This is a genomic window from Bacillus thuringiensis, from assembly GCF_001182785.1.
GTDB classification, from domain to species: Bacteria; Bacillota; Bacilli; order Bacillales; family Bacillaceae_G; genus Bacillus_A; species Bacillus_A thuringiensis_S.
In genome coordinates this window covers 4810669-4829340 of the sequence record NZ_CP012099.1, presented here as the reverse complement: position 1 = coordinate 4829340, position 18672 = coordinate 4810669, and the positions used below count along the sequence as shown (strand labels likewise).

Here is an 18672-nt window from a genome sequence, read left to right as displayed (position 1 = left end):
AGTTGGTACTCGTTATCAAAACCACAGTATAAGAGCATAGAGCTCCGTACTTGTTAAGGCTAATTATGTGAGTAATTGGCGAAATAAGGTGGTACCGCGACTGTTTATACAGCCCCGCCCTTATCTTTTTTAAGATAGGGGTGGGGCTTTTTATATTTTAAAGGAGGAATGTAAGATGAGTATTTTTATTGGAGGCGCTTGGCCGTATGCAAATGGTTCGTTACACCTTGGCCATATTGCGAGTTTATTACCTGGAGATATTTTAGCGCGTTATTACAGGGCAAAAGGTGAGAATGTGCTGTATGTTTCAGGGAGTGACTGCAATGGAACACCTATTGCAATTAGAGCAAAACAAGAAGGTGTGACAGCGAAAGAAATTGCTAATAAGTATCATGAAGAATTTCAGCGATGTTTTCGTGATCTCGGTTTTACGTATGATTGCTATACACGTACCGATAGCGAGCATCATCATGAAACTGTTCAAAAAGTTTTTTTACGTTTATTAGAAGAGGGCTATATTTATAAAAAAACAGTGGAACAAGCGTATTGTGAAACGTGTACGCAGTTTTTACCGGATCGTTATGTAGAAGGAATATGTCCACATTGCCATGAAGCAGCAAGAGGAGATCAATGCGATGCTTGTTCTGCTATTTTAGATCCTCTTGATTTGTTAGAAAAGAAATGTAAGTTATGTGGTAGTACGCCATCTGTAGAGGAAACAGAGCATTTCTATTTTGCATTGCATACATTTCAGGAGCAAATTAAACAAGCTGTAGAAATCGCAAAAGAAAAAGGAACATGGCGTGATAATGCAATTCAATTAACGGAAAGATATGTAAAGGAAGGGTTACAAGATAGGGCTGTATCAAGAGATTTACCAATCGGGGTACCAACTCCAGTGAAAGGGTATGAAGATAAGAAAATTTACGTATGGATAGAAGCAGTGGCAGGATATTATTCAGCGAGTAAACATTGGGCTGAAGAAACAGGAAAAGATGATCATGAGTTTTGGAATAGTGATGCGCAAACATATTATGTACACGGCAAGGATAATATTCCATTTCACTCCATCATTTGGCCAGCGGTTTTACTTGGAATAGGAGAGGAAGCAATCCCGCGTCATATCGTTTCGAATGAGTATTTAACAGTAGAGAAAAGAAAGTTATCTACAAGTAAAAATTGGGCAGTATGGGTACCTGACATATTAGAACGTTACAATCCAGATTCTATCCGTTACTTTTTAACAGTAAATGCACCAGAAAATCGTGACACTGATTTTTCATGGCGTGAATTTATTTACAGTCATAATAGTGAATTGTTAGGAGCATATGGAAACTTCGTGAACCGCACATTAAAGTTTATTGAAAAATATTATGATGGCACTGTACCAAAGGTGACTATTAATATAGAGCTGAAAGATAAAGTAGAAGGATTATATAAAAATGTAGGAGAGGCGATTGAGCAAACTAAATTTAAGGTGGCGTTAGAGACAATATTTGATGCAGTACGTTTTGCAAATAAATATTTTGATGAAAAGCAGCCGTGGAAACAAAGAGAAGATGATCCAGTTTCATGTGAAGAAACGATTTATAACTGTGTTTATCTTATTGCTAATTTTGCAAATCTCCTTGAACCATTTTTACCATTTTCAAGTGAAAGAGTTCGAAATACATTGTCGATTGTTAAACGAAATTGGGAACCTCAAAATACGTTGCCGAATAGAATTGATAGCGTACAGCCATTATTTGAACGAATTGATGTAAAACAAATTGAGCATGAGATAGAGAAGTTATATGGAGCGGTAAAATGAGAGATAACAAAAGACCTTTCAAGTAAATGAAAGGTCTTTTGTTATGCAGTATGATTCTCTTTCTTATCTTTCAAAAAGAAAAGTACAGCAAGGATTACAAGAATAATAGCTGCAATATCATACGTTATTTTAAATGTAGTATTAAAGTTTAAGTACTCTACGAAAGGAGTTTTCACTGCTCCTGCATATATACAAACGGGAATGAGAAGTAAATCGTAAAATTTCTTTTCTTTCATATATCTTATTAGGAAGAAGATGCACATAATAGCAAAAAATATGATGCTTAAAATAGTCATTTATACCTCCAGATAAATTCTGCATTTTTTTCAAGCGCTATGCACGCGATTATGTTTCCTTTCTTTTCTAGCTGTAAGCAGCTGAGGAGTGAAAATCCCAATCAATATAAAAACAATCCCAATCCACTGCATGAATGTTACGACTTCATGTACAAGTGTAATAGAAGCGATAATAGCAGTTGGTAATTCAGCTGCACCTAATATTGTACCGAGTCCTGTTCCAACCTTTGGTACACCGATTGAAAAACAAATGACAGGTACAACAACGCCGAATAATCCGAGGAAGAAAGCATATTTCCATAAACCGGCTTGCAGGGCACCATCTGTTAAAAAGGTCGGCGGGAAGAATAGGCATACGATAAGAGTCGCACTTGTTGTCATAAGAAAGCTTTTCGTATAAGGGGGAACATCTGTAGCAACGCGTCCGCTTGCAAAAACATAGAATGAAAAAGAGACAGCAGCTAATAGTCCAAAGGTAATCCCTTTCGTAGAAAAACTTTGTCCGAGGCCTTCAAATACACCACCTGCAAACAATGTACCAGCAAATAAAATAAGGATAGATATGATCTTATCGCGGCTTGGAAATGTTCGATTTGCAATTGCTTCGATAATGACACCAATCCAAGTGAACTGAAAGAGTAGGACGACAGCGATAGATGCGGGTAGTTCTTCTACAGAAATAGCGTAGAAAATCCCAGTCATACTCATTGTTGTTCCGACGGTTAGTAATGAAAAGAATTGTTTTTTTGTTACTTTATGACGTGAAAAGAAAAGAACGAGTAGAAATAGTCCAATCCATCCGAAGACATATTGTCCTCCTAGTAGTTGATGTGCTGAAAATCCACTTAGGAATCCGAGTTTGAAAATAGTTGAAAGTATGCCGTAGCTGCAAGCACCGAATAAAACGAGCAATGAATATTTAAACTTATCCATGAAAAATCCTCCTTTTAAGTAATAAAAAACGCCCGCTATCCAAATAAGGATAACGGGCGAACGAAACAGAGTAAGACACTCTACAAAATTCCGCCACTCACACATGAAGTATGAGTTTGGGGTATGTAATTATAGCGAATGTTACATTGCTTTTGGGAATACAATAGAGCATTTTACACCTTGAGCTGTGTTTTGTATCCCGTAAGGAAACTGATGTTTATCTAATATTTGTTTCACGATATATAATCCAAGACCACTACCTTGTACTAAACCGTGTTTATCAGGGTTTGCGCGATAGAAAGGCTCAAATAAATGAGCAAGTTTATCTTCATCAATTTGTGAACCTGTATTTAATACTTCTAATGCGTAACCGTTTGGTTTTTCATAAAGCTTTATATATACGTGCTGATGGTCAATTGTATAATGAATTGCATTTGAAATAATGTTAAAGATAGCAGTTTGAATAAATTTAGGATCAGCTAAAATTTGTACGTCGTGTTTAATATTAGATTGTACATTTAATTGTTTTACAGATACAAAGTAATCTACTTTCTTCATAACATCCTCAATAATATTAGATAAAGAAATGACTTCTAAATTCGGTTTAAATTGAGGGTTTTGTATTTTGGATAATTCCGACATTTTTTCCGTTAATATGTTAATGTCTTGCATCATCTCGTAGGAACGTTTCAAATACTTATCTCTATCTTTATAAGCTCCAATTCCGTGAATCATGCCATCTAGTTGTCCCATAACGGCTGCGATTGGTGTTTTTAATTCATGGGATACCATAGACATAAATTCTTTACGAGATTGTTCTAATTGTTGTTCCTTCTTGAGCTCATTTCTTAAATCTTGATTGCTTTCATGTAAATTCTTCACAATATTTGGTACTTGTGAAGCGGCTACTGACAAATTAAAATCTGTTTGATCTGAATTTTTGTTAAGGAGCTTTTTATCTGAGAAATCAAGATTCATAATATCTTTTAAAGCATCGCTCATATATTGAAAAGGTTTAGCAATTAGTTTTGCGTACATTAAAGATCCGAGTAGAGATAATGCAAGCATTGTCGCGCCAACCTGTGGAGCTAACTGCTGCAACGCATCTGCTAACTTTGGATTATCATTTGTATCATTTGTTTTACTTGCTGCATTTTGTGTATGTAAGGCATCATTATTAGCGGCTTTCTTTTCTGCTTCTGTAAGCTGATTAGAAGTGCTATTTTTCCCCGAAAGGTTTTGTGTATGTTCTTTTGCTTTTGCAGTTTGGCTAGGCTGCAAAAGGTGATTGATAGCTGTAGAAAGAGATTTATAATCTACAATAGAAGATTGGAAATTAGAAATGTTCCCTTCTGACACAGCTTTATCTTGATTCGTTTTACTTTGATCGTTTTGCTTATCTGAATCCGCCTGTTCTGTAGTCGGCGTTCCATTTTCTTTCGCAAAACGTTCTTTATCGTAGTTTGAAGCTAGAAAGTAAATAATTTGATAAAGACAAAGTGATAAAAGAATACAAAATAATAAGGTTTTGATGAAAATATTTTTGGTGATGTTGTCTTTACTACGATTCGATTTTGTAGCCAATACCTTTCACCGTTTTAATATAAGTAATTCCTAATTTTTTTCTTAAGTTTTTAATATGTGTATCTATAACTCTTACATCACCATAATGTTCATAGCCCCATACCTTATTCAACAAATCACTTCTTGATAATACTTTTCCTCGATTTTGCAGTAAAGTATAAATAATTTCAAATTCTTTTGTTGTCAATTCAATTTGATTACCATGAACATAAGCTGCATATGCTGTAGAGTTTAACATCAATTCATGGAATTGTAGTATAGTTGCAGCTTCTGCTTCCTTCGTTGCTGCTCTTCTTAATACAGCCTCTACACGCTTAATAAATACAGTGTAATGGAACGGTTTCGTAATATAGTCATCAATACCTAACTCAAATCCTTTAATTTCACTTTCTTCATTATGTAAGCCTGTTAACATAATGATTGGTACATCAGATTGTCCTCGCATAATTTTACAAATACTATAGCCATCTATATCTGGTAACATTACATCGAGGAGGACAAGATCATATGAATTTTTTTGGAAAAGAAGAATACCTTCTGTTCCAGCACCAACTACATCAACGGTAAAGTTTTGTGCCATTAGAAATTCACGAATAAGTTCTTGTATATCTGGGTTGTCTTCAATCACCAGTATATGCGTCATAGTAACACCTCCTAAATAACGCTTTTTACTGCAATATTCGAATTCATCATTTTTCGAGTGACTCAGATTGTTTATACATATAATAAGCCCCCGCTATAAAATAATCATGAAGGTAGCAAGGGGAATAGTTTAGTGTTACTGAATAGTTCAGAATTACAGTAGTTCTATTATAGTATGTATTATAAAAATTATAAAATATTATAACTGTATAATTTTAATATCTACGTTTATCAATGTTTAGATATTAGCTAATCAAATCTATTCCTATTATATATGTAAATACAGTTGTTTTGCTACTGTAAATGAATAAATAAAATAAGCCAAGACATAAAATTCTTGGCTACACATAAATCTTGTTTTTAGGCTATTTTACAGTGACAGTAGCTTGCTGCTGAACGCGCTCAAATAACCAGTGTATATCATTATTATACATACGAATACAACCAAGTGTTGTCCATTTGCCGATTGCTTGATTATTGTTAGTTCCGTGAATCGCATAAGTTGTTCCGTAAGTTCCTGCCATATTTAATCCAAGCCAACGGTCACCAAGTGGATTACGTGGATCGCCGCCTTTAATTTTGCCTGTATAATAAGGGCGGTTTTTAATTTTATTTACGATTTGAAAAGTGCCTTTAGGTGTAGGCGTTGCAGCTTTTCCAGTAGCGACAGTAAAACTTTTTATAAATTTTCCATCTTGATAATAATCCATTTTATTTAACTGAGTGTCTACGATTAATTGATCTTTCGTTGTAGCAGCCTCTGCGCTAGCGAATGGAAGAGTTAAAAATCCTAATGATAATAGTGCGCTTAATAATAATTTTTTCATTGTTATTCTCCTTTTACTATCGTAATAGTCTTACATACAATGAAGTTGTAATCCTCGTAATGCTTTATTTACATTTTCATCTAATGTTTCAAAGAATGTAGTGATTTTGCTGTTGTGTTTGTTGTTTTTATCAATAAGTAATCTTTCGTTTAATAAAAGCTCACCACGTAGTCCAAAACTTTGAACTTGAATATTTAGCTCATCTTCATTTTCAGAAATAATTGGTAAGAAATAGTGAAAAGCTTTCGTTGGAATGATGTAGCTTTTGCCAATCATGCTTTCTTGGTTTGAGTTAGTCCATTTTTTCGTGACAATTTTAATATTCTTTTTTGAAACGATAAAAGATAGTGTTGTAGATTTTGTTAAACTTACGTCAAATTCACTTGTTTCACATATGTGTAAATTAAAAACGGTTTCATTTTGATGAGATTCAACATTTGTATTAATAAAATCGTGCATTTTATATGCTTCCATTTCGTATTCACCCTTTTTTCAATTTCGAAAAACGACTTATATTTATTCAAATTAATGCTTAGTCATATATTAGTTAAATTTTTCAACAAATTCCGATATAATCTTACAATACGTATATGAAGCTAATATGAAGTTAGCATGAGTTTGTGGTGGTTTTTTATTGAGAACAAAATAAGAAAGGTTTTTCAGTGTTAAAAAATGGATAAAATTTGCATATTATTATTGCGTCTTTTTGTTATTTCGACTTAAAAAATGCTTTTAGCTACTTAATAAAGAACGGAAATCATTAGTGTGACCCTTACAAAAATGTAATAAAAATGTAAGCTATTGTGATAGTTATTTCGACAATTTTTTTATACAATAATAGTAAGAAGTTGTACGTGATTGAAAGGAGAGATGACATGGAATGGATTCATGAATTATTTCAGCAATACGGGTACTATGTTGTACTTGTAGGTTTGCTGTTAGAATATATTGCACTTCCGTTTCCGGGAGAGCCAACGTTAGCATATGCGGGATTTTTAGCACATAAGGGTGATTTAAGTTTACCGATTTTAATTATTCTATCCTTTATTGGGACAAGTGTAGGAATGACGATTCAATACTTTTTAGGAAATAAATTAGGTATGCCTTTCATTCAAAAGTATGGGAAATACGTATTTTTAACACAAAGAAAAATTGACTTAACGAGAATGTGGTTTGATAAGTATGGGTACTTCTTAATTTTTATTGGTTTCTTTATTCCTGGTGTACGTCATTTCACAGGATACTTTGCAGGAATTATTAATTTACCATTCCGTCGTTTTGCCATTACAATTTATTCAGGCGCTCTATTTTGGGTATCATTCTTCTTAATCGGTGGTTACTGGTTAGGTGGAAACTTACATGATATCTTTGGAGTGCTAGAAGGTCATATCGGTAAAATCATTTTTGGAGTTATTGTGATTGTAGCGGTTACGTTAGGTATTCGTTTCCGTAAGCAGTTAAAACGAGTATTACTACAAAACGCAAGCTAATATGAAATCCATTCTATGTCAGAATTTAGGAAGGCAGTGCAAAAGCACTGCCTTTTTTATTTTATGTTCCAATTTATTTTTAACTTTCCTTTTAGCTGATTTCCGCTAACTATAATGTAATAAGTTCCTGTCTTAATTGCTGCGAAATGATATGTATTAGGGCCAGTTGGGGCTAAATAATTTTCTTCCTCTTGAAACTCACTGGCCATTTTTACTTCTTCCATGTAGCCATCCGGATTTTCAGCTCGTGATTCAATGGTAAATTCTAATATGTCACCTCGTCTTAGCTCAATGGGGACTCTATGTTCACCGCTAAAATGTTGAAAAGATGCTTCGAAAGAGTTTTCTGTTTTTGTTTCGATCCATTGTTCTTTTGATGTTCCAACCTTTTCTAAATCGATAAAGTTGATTGTGATAAATATAATAAGCATAATGCCTGGCACGACATATTGTATCCACTTAAATTTTGTTGCTATAACTGTACATAGGTAGAAAAAAAGAGAACACAATGCGCCAATTGATCCGAGAAACAAGAACTGTATTAGACTAGCTTCTTTAAATATTAGGAATGGAAGAGAAAATAAATAGCCGCAAAAAATATAAAGGCATAATGTCTTCAGTCTTGTATGTGTTTTTAATTTCAATTTATCGATGCAAATAGAACAAAAAATTGCATATGCCGCAAGAATAGGAACGAAGGGAACATATAGTAGTTCTCGTAATCCAGCTAAGAAACTATATAATGTCTGTTGATTAGTTGTTAAGAGAAGCATACTAATAAGTAATAATAACAAGAAAGTCGCTGTAAGCTTAGTAAGAATATAGGGAAAAGTAGATATTTTATTCATATGTCACTTCCTTTGTTTAATATTTCACATTCATTATATAGGTTATTTCCAACATAATACATCTTTATAATTGTCAATTATTAACGTCAAAATGACAATTATAATTGACAAGTATAAGGATATTATTTACAATTTTAATTAAATAAATGAAAAAGAGGGAAGACATGAAGCTTCAAAATCGAGTGAGGGAATTGCGAGCAAAGCATCGTTTATCACAAGGGGATTTAGGAAAAGTGATTGGATCATCACGGCAAACGATTAGTTTAATTGAGCGTGGGGATTATGCACCATCTATTGTATTGTCGTTAAAAATCGCACAAATTTTCAATGTACCAGTGGAGGAAATATTTACGTTAGTAGAGGGGGAAGAGGACGATGAAGAGTAAGCGAAAAAAACAATTTGATTCTGTGGGGAAAATAGCAGTAAGTATGATGGGTGGCTTTTTAACGTCTTATATAGCTTTAAATTTACTCTCGGATGAACCGAGAAAATTATCATCTAATACATTTATAGGTATATGTACTATTTTTGGAATCTTAATGATGTACTATACTTGGAAGAATACACGTATGTTAGCAGAGGCACGCGATGAAGAAGAGAGCGTACAAGGTAGGAAATTAGGCATTATAAGTATATATTTACGTGTAGGTGATATAGTTACGCAGGCATGGTTTGTATATGCAGTTATTACATGTAGACGTGCATTGTTGCAGGATACAAATGTTTCATTTGCGGTGTGGAATTTAGTAGTTTCTATTCTTTGTTTAACTACTGTAGTAATTATCGGACTCATAACAAAAAATCGTTATAACAAGCTATATCCTGAACAAGGTGTAACGTATATGGAATCTATGAAAATGTGGACGAAAAACGCAGATGAAGGATTAAAGCACATTGTGCATGAGGCTGGATATAAAGCGTATGAATTTACGAATACAATATTGGCATATGTATGGTGGGCGGCCGTTATATATACAGCGGCTAGTGATATCGATTTTGTGTTAATTGGTTTAATCTCATTTATTTGGATATTGCATCTCGGAAAATTCATGTACGAAATGCAGAGAAAAATGATTTATTAAGGGGAGAAAAAGGTGGATATTTTAAGAAGGCCAGCTGGTTCCATGACGGCGGCGTTAGTTTTGTCCATTTTATACGTAGTAATTCGAACTGAGAAATTAGAAGTAATTTTGAACCTATGGGCAATAGTTGGAATTTCATTGTTAGTGTTAGCCATTCATGAGCTAGGACATGTAGTATTTGGTGTAATAGGTGGTTTGACATTTAAATTTATGACAGTAGGACCTATTACTATTCAAAAAGAAAAGGGGAAATTACGCATTCGAGAAAATAAATTATGGGCGTACTTTGGAGGCGTTGCAACACTAGTACCACCTTCTATAGAGACACCGAATCTTTCGAAAAAGTGGGCGTGGCTCACTTTAGGTGGACCGATTACGAGTTTACTATTTGGTATTACTTCCGGTTACATATACATGGTGAGTTATTATCAATATCTTTTATATTTTTCCTTTTTCCATTTTGCAATCTTTGCGGTTACAATTGTGCCGATAAAAGGAATGCTTATGAGTGATGGGATGCAATTTCTTATTTTAATTAAAGATGATGAAAGAGCTAGAAATCACTTATATGAGATTCAAATATCGAGTGAGTTATTTAGTTATAAAAGACCGAAAGATTGGGATGAAAGATTAGTAGAATTGAGTGAGGAGAAAATAAAAGAGAATAAAGGGATAAGAGAGATAATGAGTAGACTTATGCTCGTCTTTTTTGCTCGTGCAGATCAAGAGGGAATGGAAAGAGCGATACCGTATATAGAACGAATTGTTCAACTACCTGTAACGAAAGAAAATAAGTTTTTCGTTAGTAGTTTTCATAGTTGGTATCTTTTATATAAAGCCCTTTATCAGATGGATAGTCTTTCTTTGCAAGAAGCAAAGGAACATGCAAAGGCTATTACAAAAATGGACCTAAGTGGATATTACCGTACACAAGGAATTATTAAATATGTAGAGGGCAATATGGAAGCGTCCCGTACTTATATGAAGAAAGCTGATCAAGAATTAAAGAGCGCCGAGAAGAGTGAGATGGGATATTTACAATTAGAAAGAGAATGGTTTAAGCAGCTGAAAGAGAGGGTATCTTACGATGGGTGAGGTATCCTCTTTTTTATATGTCATCTTATGCCGTTCCATAAACAGCCTAGGGCGAGTAAAATGAGATAAGAAGAGCAAAGTTTGGAGGAAGTAAATATGGAAATTTTATCAATTATTTTGATAGTCTTGCTCATTTATGTTGTTTTTAAAGTAGCATATGTAGCATTAAAGATACTCGCGATCCTATTAATTATCTTTTTAATCGTAGAGTTCGGCAGTAAGTTGCTTGGGGGCTAGGGTATGTTGTGCGTTTTGAGTGTCGAAGGTTGTCGGTAAATCGATATCTTGTGTCGAAGCGTCGATATAATGAAAAAATCGTTGATATAAGTGGAGAAACGATCGATATATTTGAAAAATCGTTGATATATTTTAGTGAATACGAAGTGGGGTATGTGGAAAAGAAGTTGCCGTGAGGGTAACTTCTTTTTATCGTGATGCGGGGTATGCAAACCAACATAAAAAAGCTGGAAGAGTATCTTCCAGCTTAAGAGTTACTTTCAATTTGGCGACCGTTATCTTCTTCATTGTCTTGTAATAGGTTGAATACGTCTGCTAAGCAGAATGCAATGAACCAAGTCCATAGACCGTGGAAGAAAGCTGAGCTTAATTGAAGTGGTAATGTATAGTTTGTCATTGAGTAGGAAATACATCCACCAACGATTCCGATCATTGTTAATAACATTGTTTTTTGAGCATTTTCTTCTGGATTGAAGAGGAAGTAAATGTATCCGCCTAAAATTGAAGCGCTTACAAGTGTTTCGATTCCATTAAAAATGATATTCTCTCCAAGCTGTGTGTTTGTCCAGAAGCAGATTGTTCCGCCGATAATAGCAAACAGGACAGCTATTGTATATCGTATATATTGATTCATATGTTCATCTCCTTATGTAATAAGATGATTTGGAAGTCAAAAAGGTAGGTATAGTATATTGAAGTGAGTTTTAATTGTACGTATCTTTTTATAAAAAGATCATTGAAGAGTAACTAAGATGATCGGTTGTTTAAACCGTTACGTGTATGGTGTCTGAAATATACCCGACTGCTCGTTTCTTTTTGCTTGTAAAATAAGAGAAACTTCCAAGTCTATATACTCTTTTTTTGTGAGTCTGCTTTCATTATAACACATTTAGGGACATAATAATAGAATTATCTGATTTTGTAATAAGTGTAAAAAATAAAAAGCGCAAGGAACACTAGCTCCTTGCGCCTTTTTATATGCGTTTGAAACGGCCGACAATTTCAACTGTTTCAGTAATGTTCATAAATGCTTTGTTATCCACTTGGCGGATAATACGTTTCATTTCGCCTAACTCATAGCGAGTCACGACAGTGTAAATCATTTTTTTCTTATGGTTTGTATAGCCGCCGACAGCGTCTACCATTGTCACCCCGCGTATGCCGTGATGTAGTAGTGCGCTTTTTATTTCCTCACCTTTTTCTGTAACTGTCATTATCGTTAATTTAATATGTTTCGTGTGCACAGCATCGATAACTTTGCTGACTACAAACCGGCTAATTAACGTATAAAGTGTAATATCCCATCCGAAAATAAAACCTGCTGCAACAAGTAAGATTAAGTTGAATACAAAGATGATTGCTCCAATTGAAATATCTCGATGTTTCGCTACAATCAATCCAACAACATCAAAGCCACCTGTTGAAGAAGCAAATCGGAATATGATTCCGGAAGCTGCTCCGCAGATTACACCACCGAATACAGAAGATAGTAAAATATCGTCTGAAACCTGGTGTACAGGGATAATGTTCATCGCTAACGATGATACAGCTACAAAGTAAGCTGTTAAAAAGGTTGTCTTCTTGCCTAAGTAAAAGTGACTTAAAATAAGAAGAGGAATGTTTAGTAAAAAGATAAGTGCACCGATATTGTAGTGCATTAAATAACCGATAATCATCCCTACACCAGCGAATCCACCGCTAATCATGTTATGCGGGATAAAAAACATATTCATAGAAATTGCATACAAAATAGAAGCTATAAAAATAACAACCAACTGTATCATAAATTCTAAGTGAAATGTTTTAGCTGCTGGGAAGGATAAAAAGGCGGTGTCGGGAACGTAATCGGCGTCTCCTAGTTGACCCATAGTATGTTTCATCTCCATATTCATTTTTGATTACAAGAAGAGAATAAAGGTTTTTTCAAAAACTGGCAATAGTTTTATTATAATGCAAAAATTTTATAAATTTCTAATAAATCAAGCCTATTCATTGATGTGTGTGAATATACTAAAGAAAGCGAATACAACGTTTCTTAATTATTGTTTTCTTGAGAAAATATGCAAAATACTTTTTTTGAAAATAAAAGGAAATAGAGAATGTTTGCCCGATGTGCTAAAATGACCTTATTAAGGATGTGAAGCGATGGAATTTTTATTGCAGGATGCAATTCTATATATATCGTTTGTAACGACGGCACTTTGTTTATTAGAAGTTTTCTTCCTTGCTAATGTTTCTCGCTTTGTGCGTCAACAAGCATCAAGCGGTAGACAAAGAGCTTTTGCGCTAGTTGATACATGTGAAGATAGTGCGGGAAATGTACCGCTATTTTCTATTTTTTATAAATATGGAATGATTCGTTCTGTACGCAGACAAGAATCAAGTGAAGAGAATGACGAGGTCGGTCCGTATACACCAATGTTTCGCTAAATAATTACGAAACATTGGAGGAATGAACATGTTAAAATCATACCGAGCTGTGCTCGTTAGTTTATCATTATTACTTGTTTTTGTTTTATCTGGTTGCAGTAATGCAGCCCCAATTGATGCACATAGTACTGGGATTTGGGATCATTATTTTGTATATCCAATCTCGTATATGATTCAATTTGTCGCTCATCATATACCTGGAGCTAGCTTTGGGATTGCTATCATTATTATGACGCTCGTTATTCGTTCAGCAACGATTCCATTAGCTGTTTCGCAATATCGCAGCCAAGCGAAAATGAAGAAAATGCAACCTGAATTGCAGAAGCTAAAGAAAAAATACGGTGATGTAAGCAAAGACCTTGAAAAACAAAAGCAGTATCAAAAAGAAATGTCAGAACTAATGAAATCAGGCGGTTGGAATCCACTTGCTGGTTGCTGGCCAATTTTTATACAAATGCCGATTTTCTCTGCTTTGTATTATGCGATTAGCAGAACGGAAGAGATTCGCACATCTTCGTTTTTATGGGTGAACCTAGGACATGCAGATCCATATCATATATTACCGATTATTGCAGCGTTAACGACATTTATTCAAATGAAAGTTTTCCAATCGAATATTACACCTGGAGAACAAGTACAGATGTTAAAGATGCAGCAAATTATGATGCCGGCAATGATTCTATTTATGGGGTTTGCGGCGCCATCAGGACTTGTGTTGTACTGGATAACAGGTAACTTATTTACAATGACACAAACAATTGTATTAAGAAAAATAATGGAACGTGAAGAGTTACAATTACAAAAAGCATAGAGAAACACCGCTCATTACGAGCGGTGTTTTTTATTTGCATCGTTAAGGAAATTTTAAGAAACCAACATTACTATTGGCATTGTATACGAAAGTGTACATGCTTTAGAAATATGAAGGAGGAAATTTCCTATGAAGAAGAAAACAGTTGGGTATTTAGCAATTGCAGGTGCTTTATCATTCGGAATCATTGGAGGAGTCGGTATTCCGGCATTCGCGGCAACGAATACTCCAGCAGTGGATCAGCCTGCAAAAACGGCGAAAAAGGATTTAGATGACGCTACAAAACAAAAAGTAAAAACAATTATGGACGATACAAAGAAACAGTTAGAGGAAATAGGTGTAAAGCTTCCGGAGAAAGAGAAGCGTAAAGACATGTTTGTAGGATTAGATGAACAGGCGAAAGCAAAAGCGAAGTCAATTTTAGAGCAAGAGAAATCCGGCAAACTAACACGTGAACAAGCAAAAGAGGAATTAACAAAGTTAGGCGTAAAAATGCCGGAGAAAGGTAAGCGTGGAGACATGTTTGCTAACTTAGATGAACAGGCGAAAGAGAAAGCGAAGTCAATTTTAGAGCAAAAGAAATCTGGAAAATTAACGCATGAACAAGCAAAAGAGGAATTAACAAAGTTAGGCGTGAAAATGCCGGAGAAAGGTAAGCATGGAGACATGTTTGCAGGATTAGATGAACAGGCAAAAGAGAAAGCGAAGTCAATTTTAGAGCAAAAGAAATCTGGAAAATTAACGCATGAGCAAGCAAAAGAAGAATTAACAAAATTAGGTGTGAAACTTCCAGAGAAAGAGAAGCGTGAAGACATCTTTGCGGGATTAGATGAAGCAACAAAAACAAAAGCAAAAGCGATTTTAGAGAATGAAAAGAAACAATTAGAGGCGTTGAATGTTGATTTACCGCACCATAAGTTTTTTATGAAAAAAGATGAGAAATAATTGAATGAAGTCGTATCTTTCGTGTGGGCAACCGGAAGGTACGTGCAAGGGCCGATTTCTATAAGTAGAAATCGGTCCCTTTTAATGAGGCATTGAAATTCTTTTCATTGTTAGTATGTATCCGAAGACGCAGTAGAAGATTGCAAAACCGATAAACACTTCCGTATATTGATATTTACCCAATACGTAGAAGGAAACAGCTGGTATAATAGCTACCGCTAAAATGCTATAACTAGGATACTTGTGCCGATGCATGATAGCGAATAGAACAGAGAGAAACGTAGCGATGATACAAAAGACAGCAATCATTATTGGTACACCTCCTAAATGGATTATACCATTTTTAGGGAATTAGAGAAGTTTTGTATCTTCTGTTATAATATAAGAAGAGAAATATTTCCTATGTTATATAAAAAAATATATTGATTTTTTCTAACAATTCAATATAATGAACAATAACTACAAAATTCGACATCAAGAAGTGATGATGAGGACACGATCAATTTTTTACGATTCTCAGAGAGGGAAGCCTTTGGCTGTGAGCTTCCTAATACGGAAAAATGGATTACCACCTCTGAACTGCAGCAGTGAACGAACATCTAGTAATTGCTTGCCGGCAAAAACCGTTATTTAGACTTGAGAAATTGGTGAAGTGTGTTACTTTGCGAATTGAAACAAGGGTGGAACCACGAATACAACACTCGTCCCTTTTTTAGGGAGGAGTGTTTTTTTATTTCATTTTTGCATCACACTAGAATTGGAAGGAGGATACGCAGCATGCATCATGATGAGAAGAACAAAATTGGTTTAACAGTAGCACTTTCTATCGTAGTAGGAACGATTATCGGGTCTGGTGTATTTATGAAACCAGGAAGCGTATTAGATTACTCAGGGAGTTCTAATATGGCCATTCTTGCTTGGGTAATTGGTGGTCTGTTGACGTTAGCGAGTGGTTTAACAGTAGCTGAAATTGGAGCGCAAATCCCGAAAAATGGTGGGTTGTATACGTATTTAGAGGAGATTTACGGAAGTTTTTGGGGATATTTATCAGGCTGGATGCAAACAATTGTTTATGGACCAGCTATTATCGGAACATTAGGTTTATACTTTAGTTCTTTAATGATTAATTTTTTCTATTTAGATAAAGTGTGGAATTTACCAATCGCAATCGGAACAGTTGTGTTCCTTGGCTTTGTAAATAGTATGGGAACAAAATACGGAGGTATCGTTCAAACAATCACGACAATTGGGAAAATGATTCCGATTGTATTAATTGTCGTGTTAGGTTTTTGGAAAGGAAACAGTGATATTTTTAACGTAGTAGTGCCGATATCAGAAAATCAAAGTATCGGTATGGCAATTTTAGCAACGTTATTTGCTTATGACGGCTGGATTTTACTTGCTTCGATTGGTGGAGAAATGAAGAATCCAACAAAGTTATTACCGAAAGCAATGACAGTTGGGATTTTAATCGTAACAGCTGCTTACGTATTAATTAACTTGGCGTTATTAAATGTATTACCAGCAGCGAAAATTGTAGACCTTGGAGAAAATGCAACAGCGACAGCTGCGGGCATGTTACTTGGAGAATATGGCGGGAAAATTATTAGTATCGGTATTATCGTTTCTATTTTCGGCTGTTTAAATGGAAAAATTTTAACGTTCCCACGTATTCCAATGTCTATGGCAGAGCGTGGACAACTTCCATTTTCTAAGTTTATTGCAAAGGAAAGTCCGAGATTTAAAACACCAGCAAATGCGATTACTGTTGAAATCATTTTAGGAATTATTTTAATGATTATTAGTGATCCGAATAAGCTATCTGAGATTTCCGTATTCATTATTTATATTTTCTACGTAATGACGTTTATTGGTGTCTTCATCTTAAGAAAACGTAATAAGAATAAAGAGCGTGCATATAGTGTACCGTTATTCCCAATCGTACCAATCGTAGCGATTTTAGGTTCGTTCTTTGTAATCGGTAGTGCGATTATTAACGATCCAGTAAGTTGTTTCTTATCAATTGGAATTGTCTTTACTGGACTGCCGGTGTATTGGTACTTGAATAAGAAGAAAGAAACAGAATGATGGAAGGGTAGGCGTATAATACGTCTACCTTTTTTACTGTAAAAAAATTGTACTTGCTTCCACTTTCTATTTTGGTTACTATAGTCGTAGTAACCAAAATAGAAAGCGTGGGGAAAGACTTGAATTTTCGTGTGTATATTTTAGCTATCGCGGCTTTCGTAGTCGGAACGGTTGAGCTAATTATAGGAGGAACGCTCGATTTAGTTGCCAATGATTTAGGAGTATCTATTAGCGCAGCTGGTCAGCTTATAACAATATTTTCGGTAGTATTTGCTTTGTCAGGTCCAGTTTTATTAGCTTTGACAGGGAAGTTTGAAAGAAAAACATTGTATGTTGGAGCATTATCGATTTTCTTAATCGGAAATATTATTTCGGCATTTAGTGTGAATTACGGAATGCTAATGTTCTCAAGGGTTATTTGTGCGGCGAGTGGTTCATTAATTATTGCACTATCTGTAACACTTGCGTCTAGTGTAGTAGAACCGCATTTTCGTGCGCGTGCAATTGGAATCATTTTTATGGGAATTAGTGGATCACTTGTACTTGGAGTACCGCTTGGTCTTGTACTCGGAAATGCATACGGATGGCGTGCACCATTTGTGTTAATTTCGGTATTAACAGTTATGGCAATTGCTTGTATTTCATTGTTCTTAACGAAAGTACCACCGACATCGGTATTATCAATAAAAGAACAACTTGCTACTTTAAAAGATAAAAAAATTGTAAGTGCACAGTTAACATCATTTTTGTTTTTAACGGGGCATTTAACATTGTATGCATATTTAACACCGTTTTTAAAAGATGTTATGCATGTTGAAGCAAATTGGATTAGTGTGTTTTACTTCATTTTCGGAATCGCAGCAGTAATCGGCGGTGGATTCGGTGGATGGCTTGCTGATAAATGGGGATCGAAGAAAAGTATTATCTCGATTATTATCGTATTTGCATGTGCAATCTTCATATTGCCATTAATGACATTCTCATTCCCTCTCTTCATCATTATGATGGGACTTTGGAGTATGCTGAGCTGGGCTATTTCACCAGCACAGCAAAATTATTTAATTGAAATTGCGCCAGAATCAGCTGGTATTCAGCAAGGTTTAAATAACTCTGCGCTTCATTTAGGAATTGCACTTGGTTCAACAGTAGGTGGAGTTGTTATTGAAAAATCATCTGTTATATATAATGCTTGGGTAGGTGGTAGCTTTATTATATTAGCACTGCTTTGCGCGATTTTCTCGATTACGAGAGGACGCTCTACTCAGTTCGTGAAAGAAGAATCTATCGTTTGATAGGTTCTTTTTTATTTGTGAAAAATTGCAGGTTTTAGTAGGTAAATGGAGAAAAGGGTATATAGCGAGGTGATGTATATGTATACGAATTTTTCAATTATTGGTTTTCTAATTTCAATGATCCCGTTGTTTCTTATTATTCTTGCACTTAGATGGGTTCGTTTCATCTATAAAAATTCTGAGAAACAGGTAGAGCAAAATGAGAAAATCATTGAGCTGTTGATGGACATAAAGGAACAAAACGAAAAGGAGTCTAGGTGA

22 protein-coding genes and 2 other annotated features (1 of these 24 only partly in view) are annotated in these 18672 nt (G+C 34.9%); of the genes, 12 read left to right on the top strand and 10 right to left on the bottom strand.

Annotated features, from left to right (window positions below; all coding sequences use genetic code 11):
• Positions 1-125 (top strand) — a binding site (T-box leader); it begins 146 nt to the left of the window's first position.
• Positions 126-175: 50 nt separating this feature from the next.
• On the top strand, positions 176-1810 hold the full coding sequence (gene metG, locus AC241_RS25065) for a methionine--tRNA ligase (protein ID WP_050844677.1): 1635 nt from the start codon (positions 176-178) through the stop codon (positions 1808-1810).
• Positions 1811-1851: 41 nt separating this feature from the next.
• On the opposite strand, the gene AC241_RS25060 is transcribed toward metG, so the two are convergent.
• From AC241_RS25060 to AC241_RS25035, 6 genes are all read right to left on the bottom strand, one after another.
• Complete coding sequence (locus AC241_RS25060; protein WP_000154123.1) at positions 1852-2106, bottom strand: hypothetical protein; 255 nt, start codon at positions 2104-2106, stop codon at positions 1852-1854.
• A gap of 30 nt (positions 2107-2136) precedes the next feature.
• A complete protein-coding gene (locus AC241_RS25055) occupies positions 2137-3039 on the bottom strand; it encodes an EamA family transporter (protein ID WP_016079809.1) in 903 nt (300 codons plus the stop codon).
• A 141-nt stretch (positions 3040-3180) separates the two neighbouring features.
• Positions 3181-4623: a sensor histidine kinase gene (locus AC241_RS25050; protein WP_029443545.1), complete on the bottom strand. Its 1443-nt coding sequence runs from the start codon at positions 4621-4623 to the stop codon at positions 3181-3183.
• Positions 4601-5266: a response regulator transcription factor gene (locus AC241_RS25045; RefSeq protein WP_000148834.1), complete on the bottom strand. Its 666-nt coding sequence runs from the start codon at positions 5264-5266 to the stop codon at positions 4601-4603. The genes AC241_RS25050 and AC241_RS25045 overlap by 23 nt, the downstream gene beginning before the upstream one ends.
• Positions 5267-5630: 364 nt before the next feature.
• Positions 5631-6092 carry a L,D-transpeptidase gene (locus AC241_RS25040; protein ID WP_000735058.1) on the bottom strand — a complete coding sequence of 154 codons (462 nt, stop codon included), beginning with the start codon at positions 6090-6092 and terminating at the stop codon, positions 5631-5633.
• A 30-nt stretch (positions 6093-6122) separates the two neighbouring features.
• Positions 6123-6566, bottom strand: coding sequence for a DUF3978 family protein (locus tag AC241_RS25035; protein ID WP_000388762.1), 444 nt, complete (start codon positions 6564-6566; stop codon positions 6123-6125).
• Between the two features lie 401 nt (positions 6567-6967).
• Here AC241_RS25035 and AC241_RS25030 point away from each other — a divergent pair, with 401 nt between their 5' ends.
• Positions 6968-7582, top strand: a complete 615-nt coding sequence (locus AC241_RS25030; RefSeq protein ID WP_000454754.1) for a DedA family protein — start codon at positions 6968-6970, stop codon at positions 7580-7582.
• A 56-nt stretch (positions 7583-7638) separates the two neighbouring features.
• Here AC241_RS25030 and AC241_RS25025 read toward each other — a convergent pair whose 3' ends face one another.
• Positions 7639-8430: a hypothetical protein gene (locus AC241_RS25025; protein ID WP_050844676.1), complete on the bottom strand. Its 792-nt coding sequence runs from the start codon at positions 8428-8430 to the stop codon at positions 7639-7641.
• Positions 8431-8594: 164 nt separating this feature from the next.
• On the opposite strand from AC241_RS25025, the gene AC241_RS25020 reads away from it, so the two are divergent.
• The 4 genes from AC241_RS25020 to AC241_RS25005 all read left to right on the top strand — a co-directional run bounded on the left by AC241_RS25020 (position 8595) and on the right by AC241_RS25005 (position 10845).
• On the top strand, positions 8595-8816 hold the full coding sequence (locus AC241_RS25020; RefSeq protein ID WP_000776173.1) for a helix-turn-helix transcriptional regulator: 222 nt from the start codon (positions 8595-8597) through the stop codon (positions 8814-8816).
• Complete coding sequence (locus AC241_RS25015; RefSeq protein ID WP_000837722.1) at positions 8806-9513, top strand: DUF3169 family protein; 708 nt, start codon at positions 8806-8808, stop codon at positions 9511-9513. The genes AC241_RS25020 and AC241_RS25015 overlap by 11 nt, the downstream gene beginning before the upstream one ends.
• 42 nt (positions 9514-9555) lie before the next feature.
• Positions 9556-10608 (top strand): zinc metalloprotease, encoded by a 1053-nt coding sequence (locus AC241_RS25010; RefSeq protein WP_042969178.1) that lies wholly within the window; start codon positions 9556-9558, stop codon positions 10606-10608.
• Positions 10609-10704: 96 nt separating this feature from the next.
• Positions 10705-10845, top strand: a complete 141-nt coding sequence (locus tag AC241_RS25005; protein WP_000404758.1) for a DUF3985 family protein — start codon at positions 10705-10707, stop codon at positions 10843-10845.
• Between the two features lie 247 nt (positions 10846-11092).
• Here the strand turns inward: AC241_RS25005 and AC241_RS25000 are convergent, their stop codons facing one another.
• Positions 11093-11479, bottom strand: a complete 387-nt coding sequence (locus AC241_RS25000; protein ID WP_050844675.1) for a DUF3938 domain-containing protein — start codon at positions 11477-11479, stop codon at positions 11093-11095.
• 340 nt (positions 11480-11819) lie between these two features.
• A complete protein-coding gene (locus tag AC241_RS24995) occupies positions 11820-12713 on the bottom strand; it encodes a YitT family protein (RefSeq protein ID WP_016079813.1) in 894 nt (297 codons plus the stop codon).
• Between the two features lie 277 nt (positions 12714-12990).
• Here AC241_RS24995 and AC241_RS24990 point away from each other — a divergent pair, with 277 nt between their 5' ends.
• The 3 genes from AC241_RS24990 to AC241_RS24980 all read left to right on the top strand — a co-directional run bounded on the left by AC241_RS24990 (position 12991) and on the right by AC241_RS24980 (position 15031).
• Positions 12991-13275: a hypothetical protein gene (locus AC241_RS24990; RefSeq protein WP_000394930.1), complete on the top strand. Its 285-nt coding sequence runs from the start codon at positions 12991-12993 to the stop codon at positions 13273-13275.
• A gap of 28 nt (positions 13276-13303) precedes the next feature.
• Positions 13304-14086 carry a membrane protein insertase YidC gene (gene yidC / locus AC241_RS24985; protein WP_050844674.1) on the top strand — a complete coding sequence of 261 codons (783 nt, stop codon included), beginning with the start codon at positions 13304-13306 and terminating at the stop codon, positions 14084-14086.
• Positions 14087-14215: 129 nt separating this feature from the next.
• The gene (locus AC241_RS24980; protein ID WP_029443542.1) at positions 14216-15031 is read left to right on the top strand and encodes a hypothetical protein; all 816 of its coding nucleotides are present in this window, start codon (positions 14216-14218) and stop codon (positions 15029-15031) included.
• Between the two features lie 81 nt (positions 15032-15112).
• Here AC241_RS24980 and AC241_RS24975 read toward each other — a convergent pair whose 3' ends face one another.
• On the bottom strand, positions 15113-15340 hold the full coding sequence (locus AC241_RS24975) for a hypothetical protein (RefSeq protein ID WP_016079817.1): 228 nt from the start codon (positions 15338-15340) through the stop codon (positions 15113-15115).
• A gap of 166 nt (positions 15341-15506) precedes the next feature.
• Positions 15507-15743: a binding site (T-box leader), on the top strand.
• Positions 15744-15808: 65 nt separating this feature from the next.
• Between AC241_RS24975 and AC241_RS24970 the strand changes: the two genes are divergently transcribed.
• The 3 genes from AC241_RS24970 (at position 15809) to AC241_RS24960 (ending at position 18672) form a co-directional block, all read left to right on the top strand.
• On the top strand, positions 15809-17119 hold the full coding sequence (locus AC241_RS24970; RefSeq protein WP_000546308.1) for an APC family permease: 1311 nt from the start codon (positions 15809-15811) through the stop codon (positions 17117-17119).
• A gap of 107 nt (positions 17120-17226) precedes the next feature.
• Positions 17227-18411, top strand: coding sequence for an MFS transporter (locus AC241_RS24965; protein WP_140163738.1), 1185 nt, complete (start codon positions 17227-17229; stop codon positions 18409-18411).
• 78 nt (positions 18412-18489) lie between these two features.
• Positions 18490-18672, top strand: a complete 183-nt coding sequence (locus AC241_RS24960; RefSeq protein ID WP_050844673.1) for a hypothetical protein — start codon at positions 18490-18492, stop codon at positions 18670-18672.

Bases quoted from the DNA above. Each gene is read 5' to 3' on its own strand.
- AC241_RS24990 (WP_000394930.1), top strand. From the start codon at position 12,991: ATGGAATTTTTATTGCAGGATGCAATTCTATATATATCGTTTGTAACG.
- AC241_RS24980 (WP_029443542.1), top strand. From the start codon at position 14,216: ATGAAGAAGAAAACAGTTGGGTATTTAGCAATTGCAGGTGCTTTATCA.
- AC241_RS25035 (WP_000388762.1), bottom strand. From the start codon at position 6,566: ATGGAAGCATATAAAATGCACGATTTTATTAATACAAATGTTGAATCT.
- AC241_RS25040 (WP_000735058.1), bottom strand. From the start codon at position 6,092: ATGAAAAAATTATTATTAAGCGCACTATTATCATTAGGATTTTTAACT.
- AC241_RS25055 (WP_016079809.1), bottom strand. From the start codon at position 3,039: ATGGATAAGTTTAAATATTCATTGCTCGTTTTATTCGGTGCTTGCAGC.
- AC241_RS24960 (WP_050844673.1), top strand. From the start codon at position 18,490: ATGTATACGAATTTTTCAATTATTGGTTTTCTAATTTCAATGATCCCG.
- AC241_RS24995 (WP_016079813.1), bottom strand. From the start codon at position 12,713: ATGGGTCAACTAGGAGACGCCGATTACGTTCCCGACACCGCCTTTTTA.
- AC241_RS25000 (WP_050844675.1), bottom strand. From the start codon at position 11,479: ATGAATCAATATATACGATATACAATAGCTGTCCTGTTTGCTATTATC.
- AC241_RS24975 (WP_016079817.1), bottom strand. From the start codon at position 15,340: ATGATTGCTGTCTTTTGTATCATCGCTACGTTTCTCTCTGTTCTATTC.
- metG (WP_050844677.1), top strand. From the start codon at position 176: ATGAGTATTTTTATTGGAGGCGCTTGGCCGTATGCAAATGGTTCGTTA.
- AC241_RS25020 (WP_000776173.1), top strand. From the start codon at position 8,595: ATGAAGCTTCAAAATCGAGTGAGGGAATTGCGAGCAAAGCATCGTTTA.
- AC241_RS25015 (WP_000837722.1), top strand. From the start codon at position 8,806: ATGAAGAGTAAGCGAAAAAAACAATTTGATTCTGTGGGGAAAATAGCA.
- AC241_RS25030 (WP_000454754.1), top strand. From the start codon at position 6,968: ATGGAATGGATTCATGAATTATTTCAGCAATACGGGTACTATGTTGTA.
- yidC (WP_050844674.1), top strand. From the start codon at position 13,304: ATGTTAAAATCATACCGAGCTGTGCTCGTTAGTTTATCATTATTACTT.
- AC241_RS25060 (WP_000154123.1), bottom strand. From the start codon at position 2,106: ATGACTATTTTAAGCATCATATTTTTTGCTATTATGTGCATCTTCTTC.
- AC241_RS25045 (WP_000148834.1), bottom strand. From the start codon at position 5,266: ATGACGCATATACTGGTGATTGAAGACAACCCAGATATACAAGAACTT.
- AC241_RS25005 (WP_000404758.1), top strand. From the start codon at position 10,705: ATGGAAATTTTATCAATTATTTTGATAGTCTTGCTCATTTATGTTGTT.
- AC241_RS25025 (WP_050844676.1), bottom strand. From the start codon at position 8,430: ATGAATAAAATATCTACTTTTCCCTATATTCTTACTAAGCTTACAGCG.
- AC241_RS25010 (WP_042969178.1), top strand. From the start codon at position 9,556: ATGACGGCGGCGTTAGTTTTGTCCATTTTATACGTAGTAATTCGAACT.
- AC241_RS24970 (WP_000546308.1), top strand. From the start codon at position 15,809: ATGCATCATGATGAGAAGAACAAAATTGGTTTAACAGTAGCACTTTCT.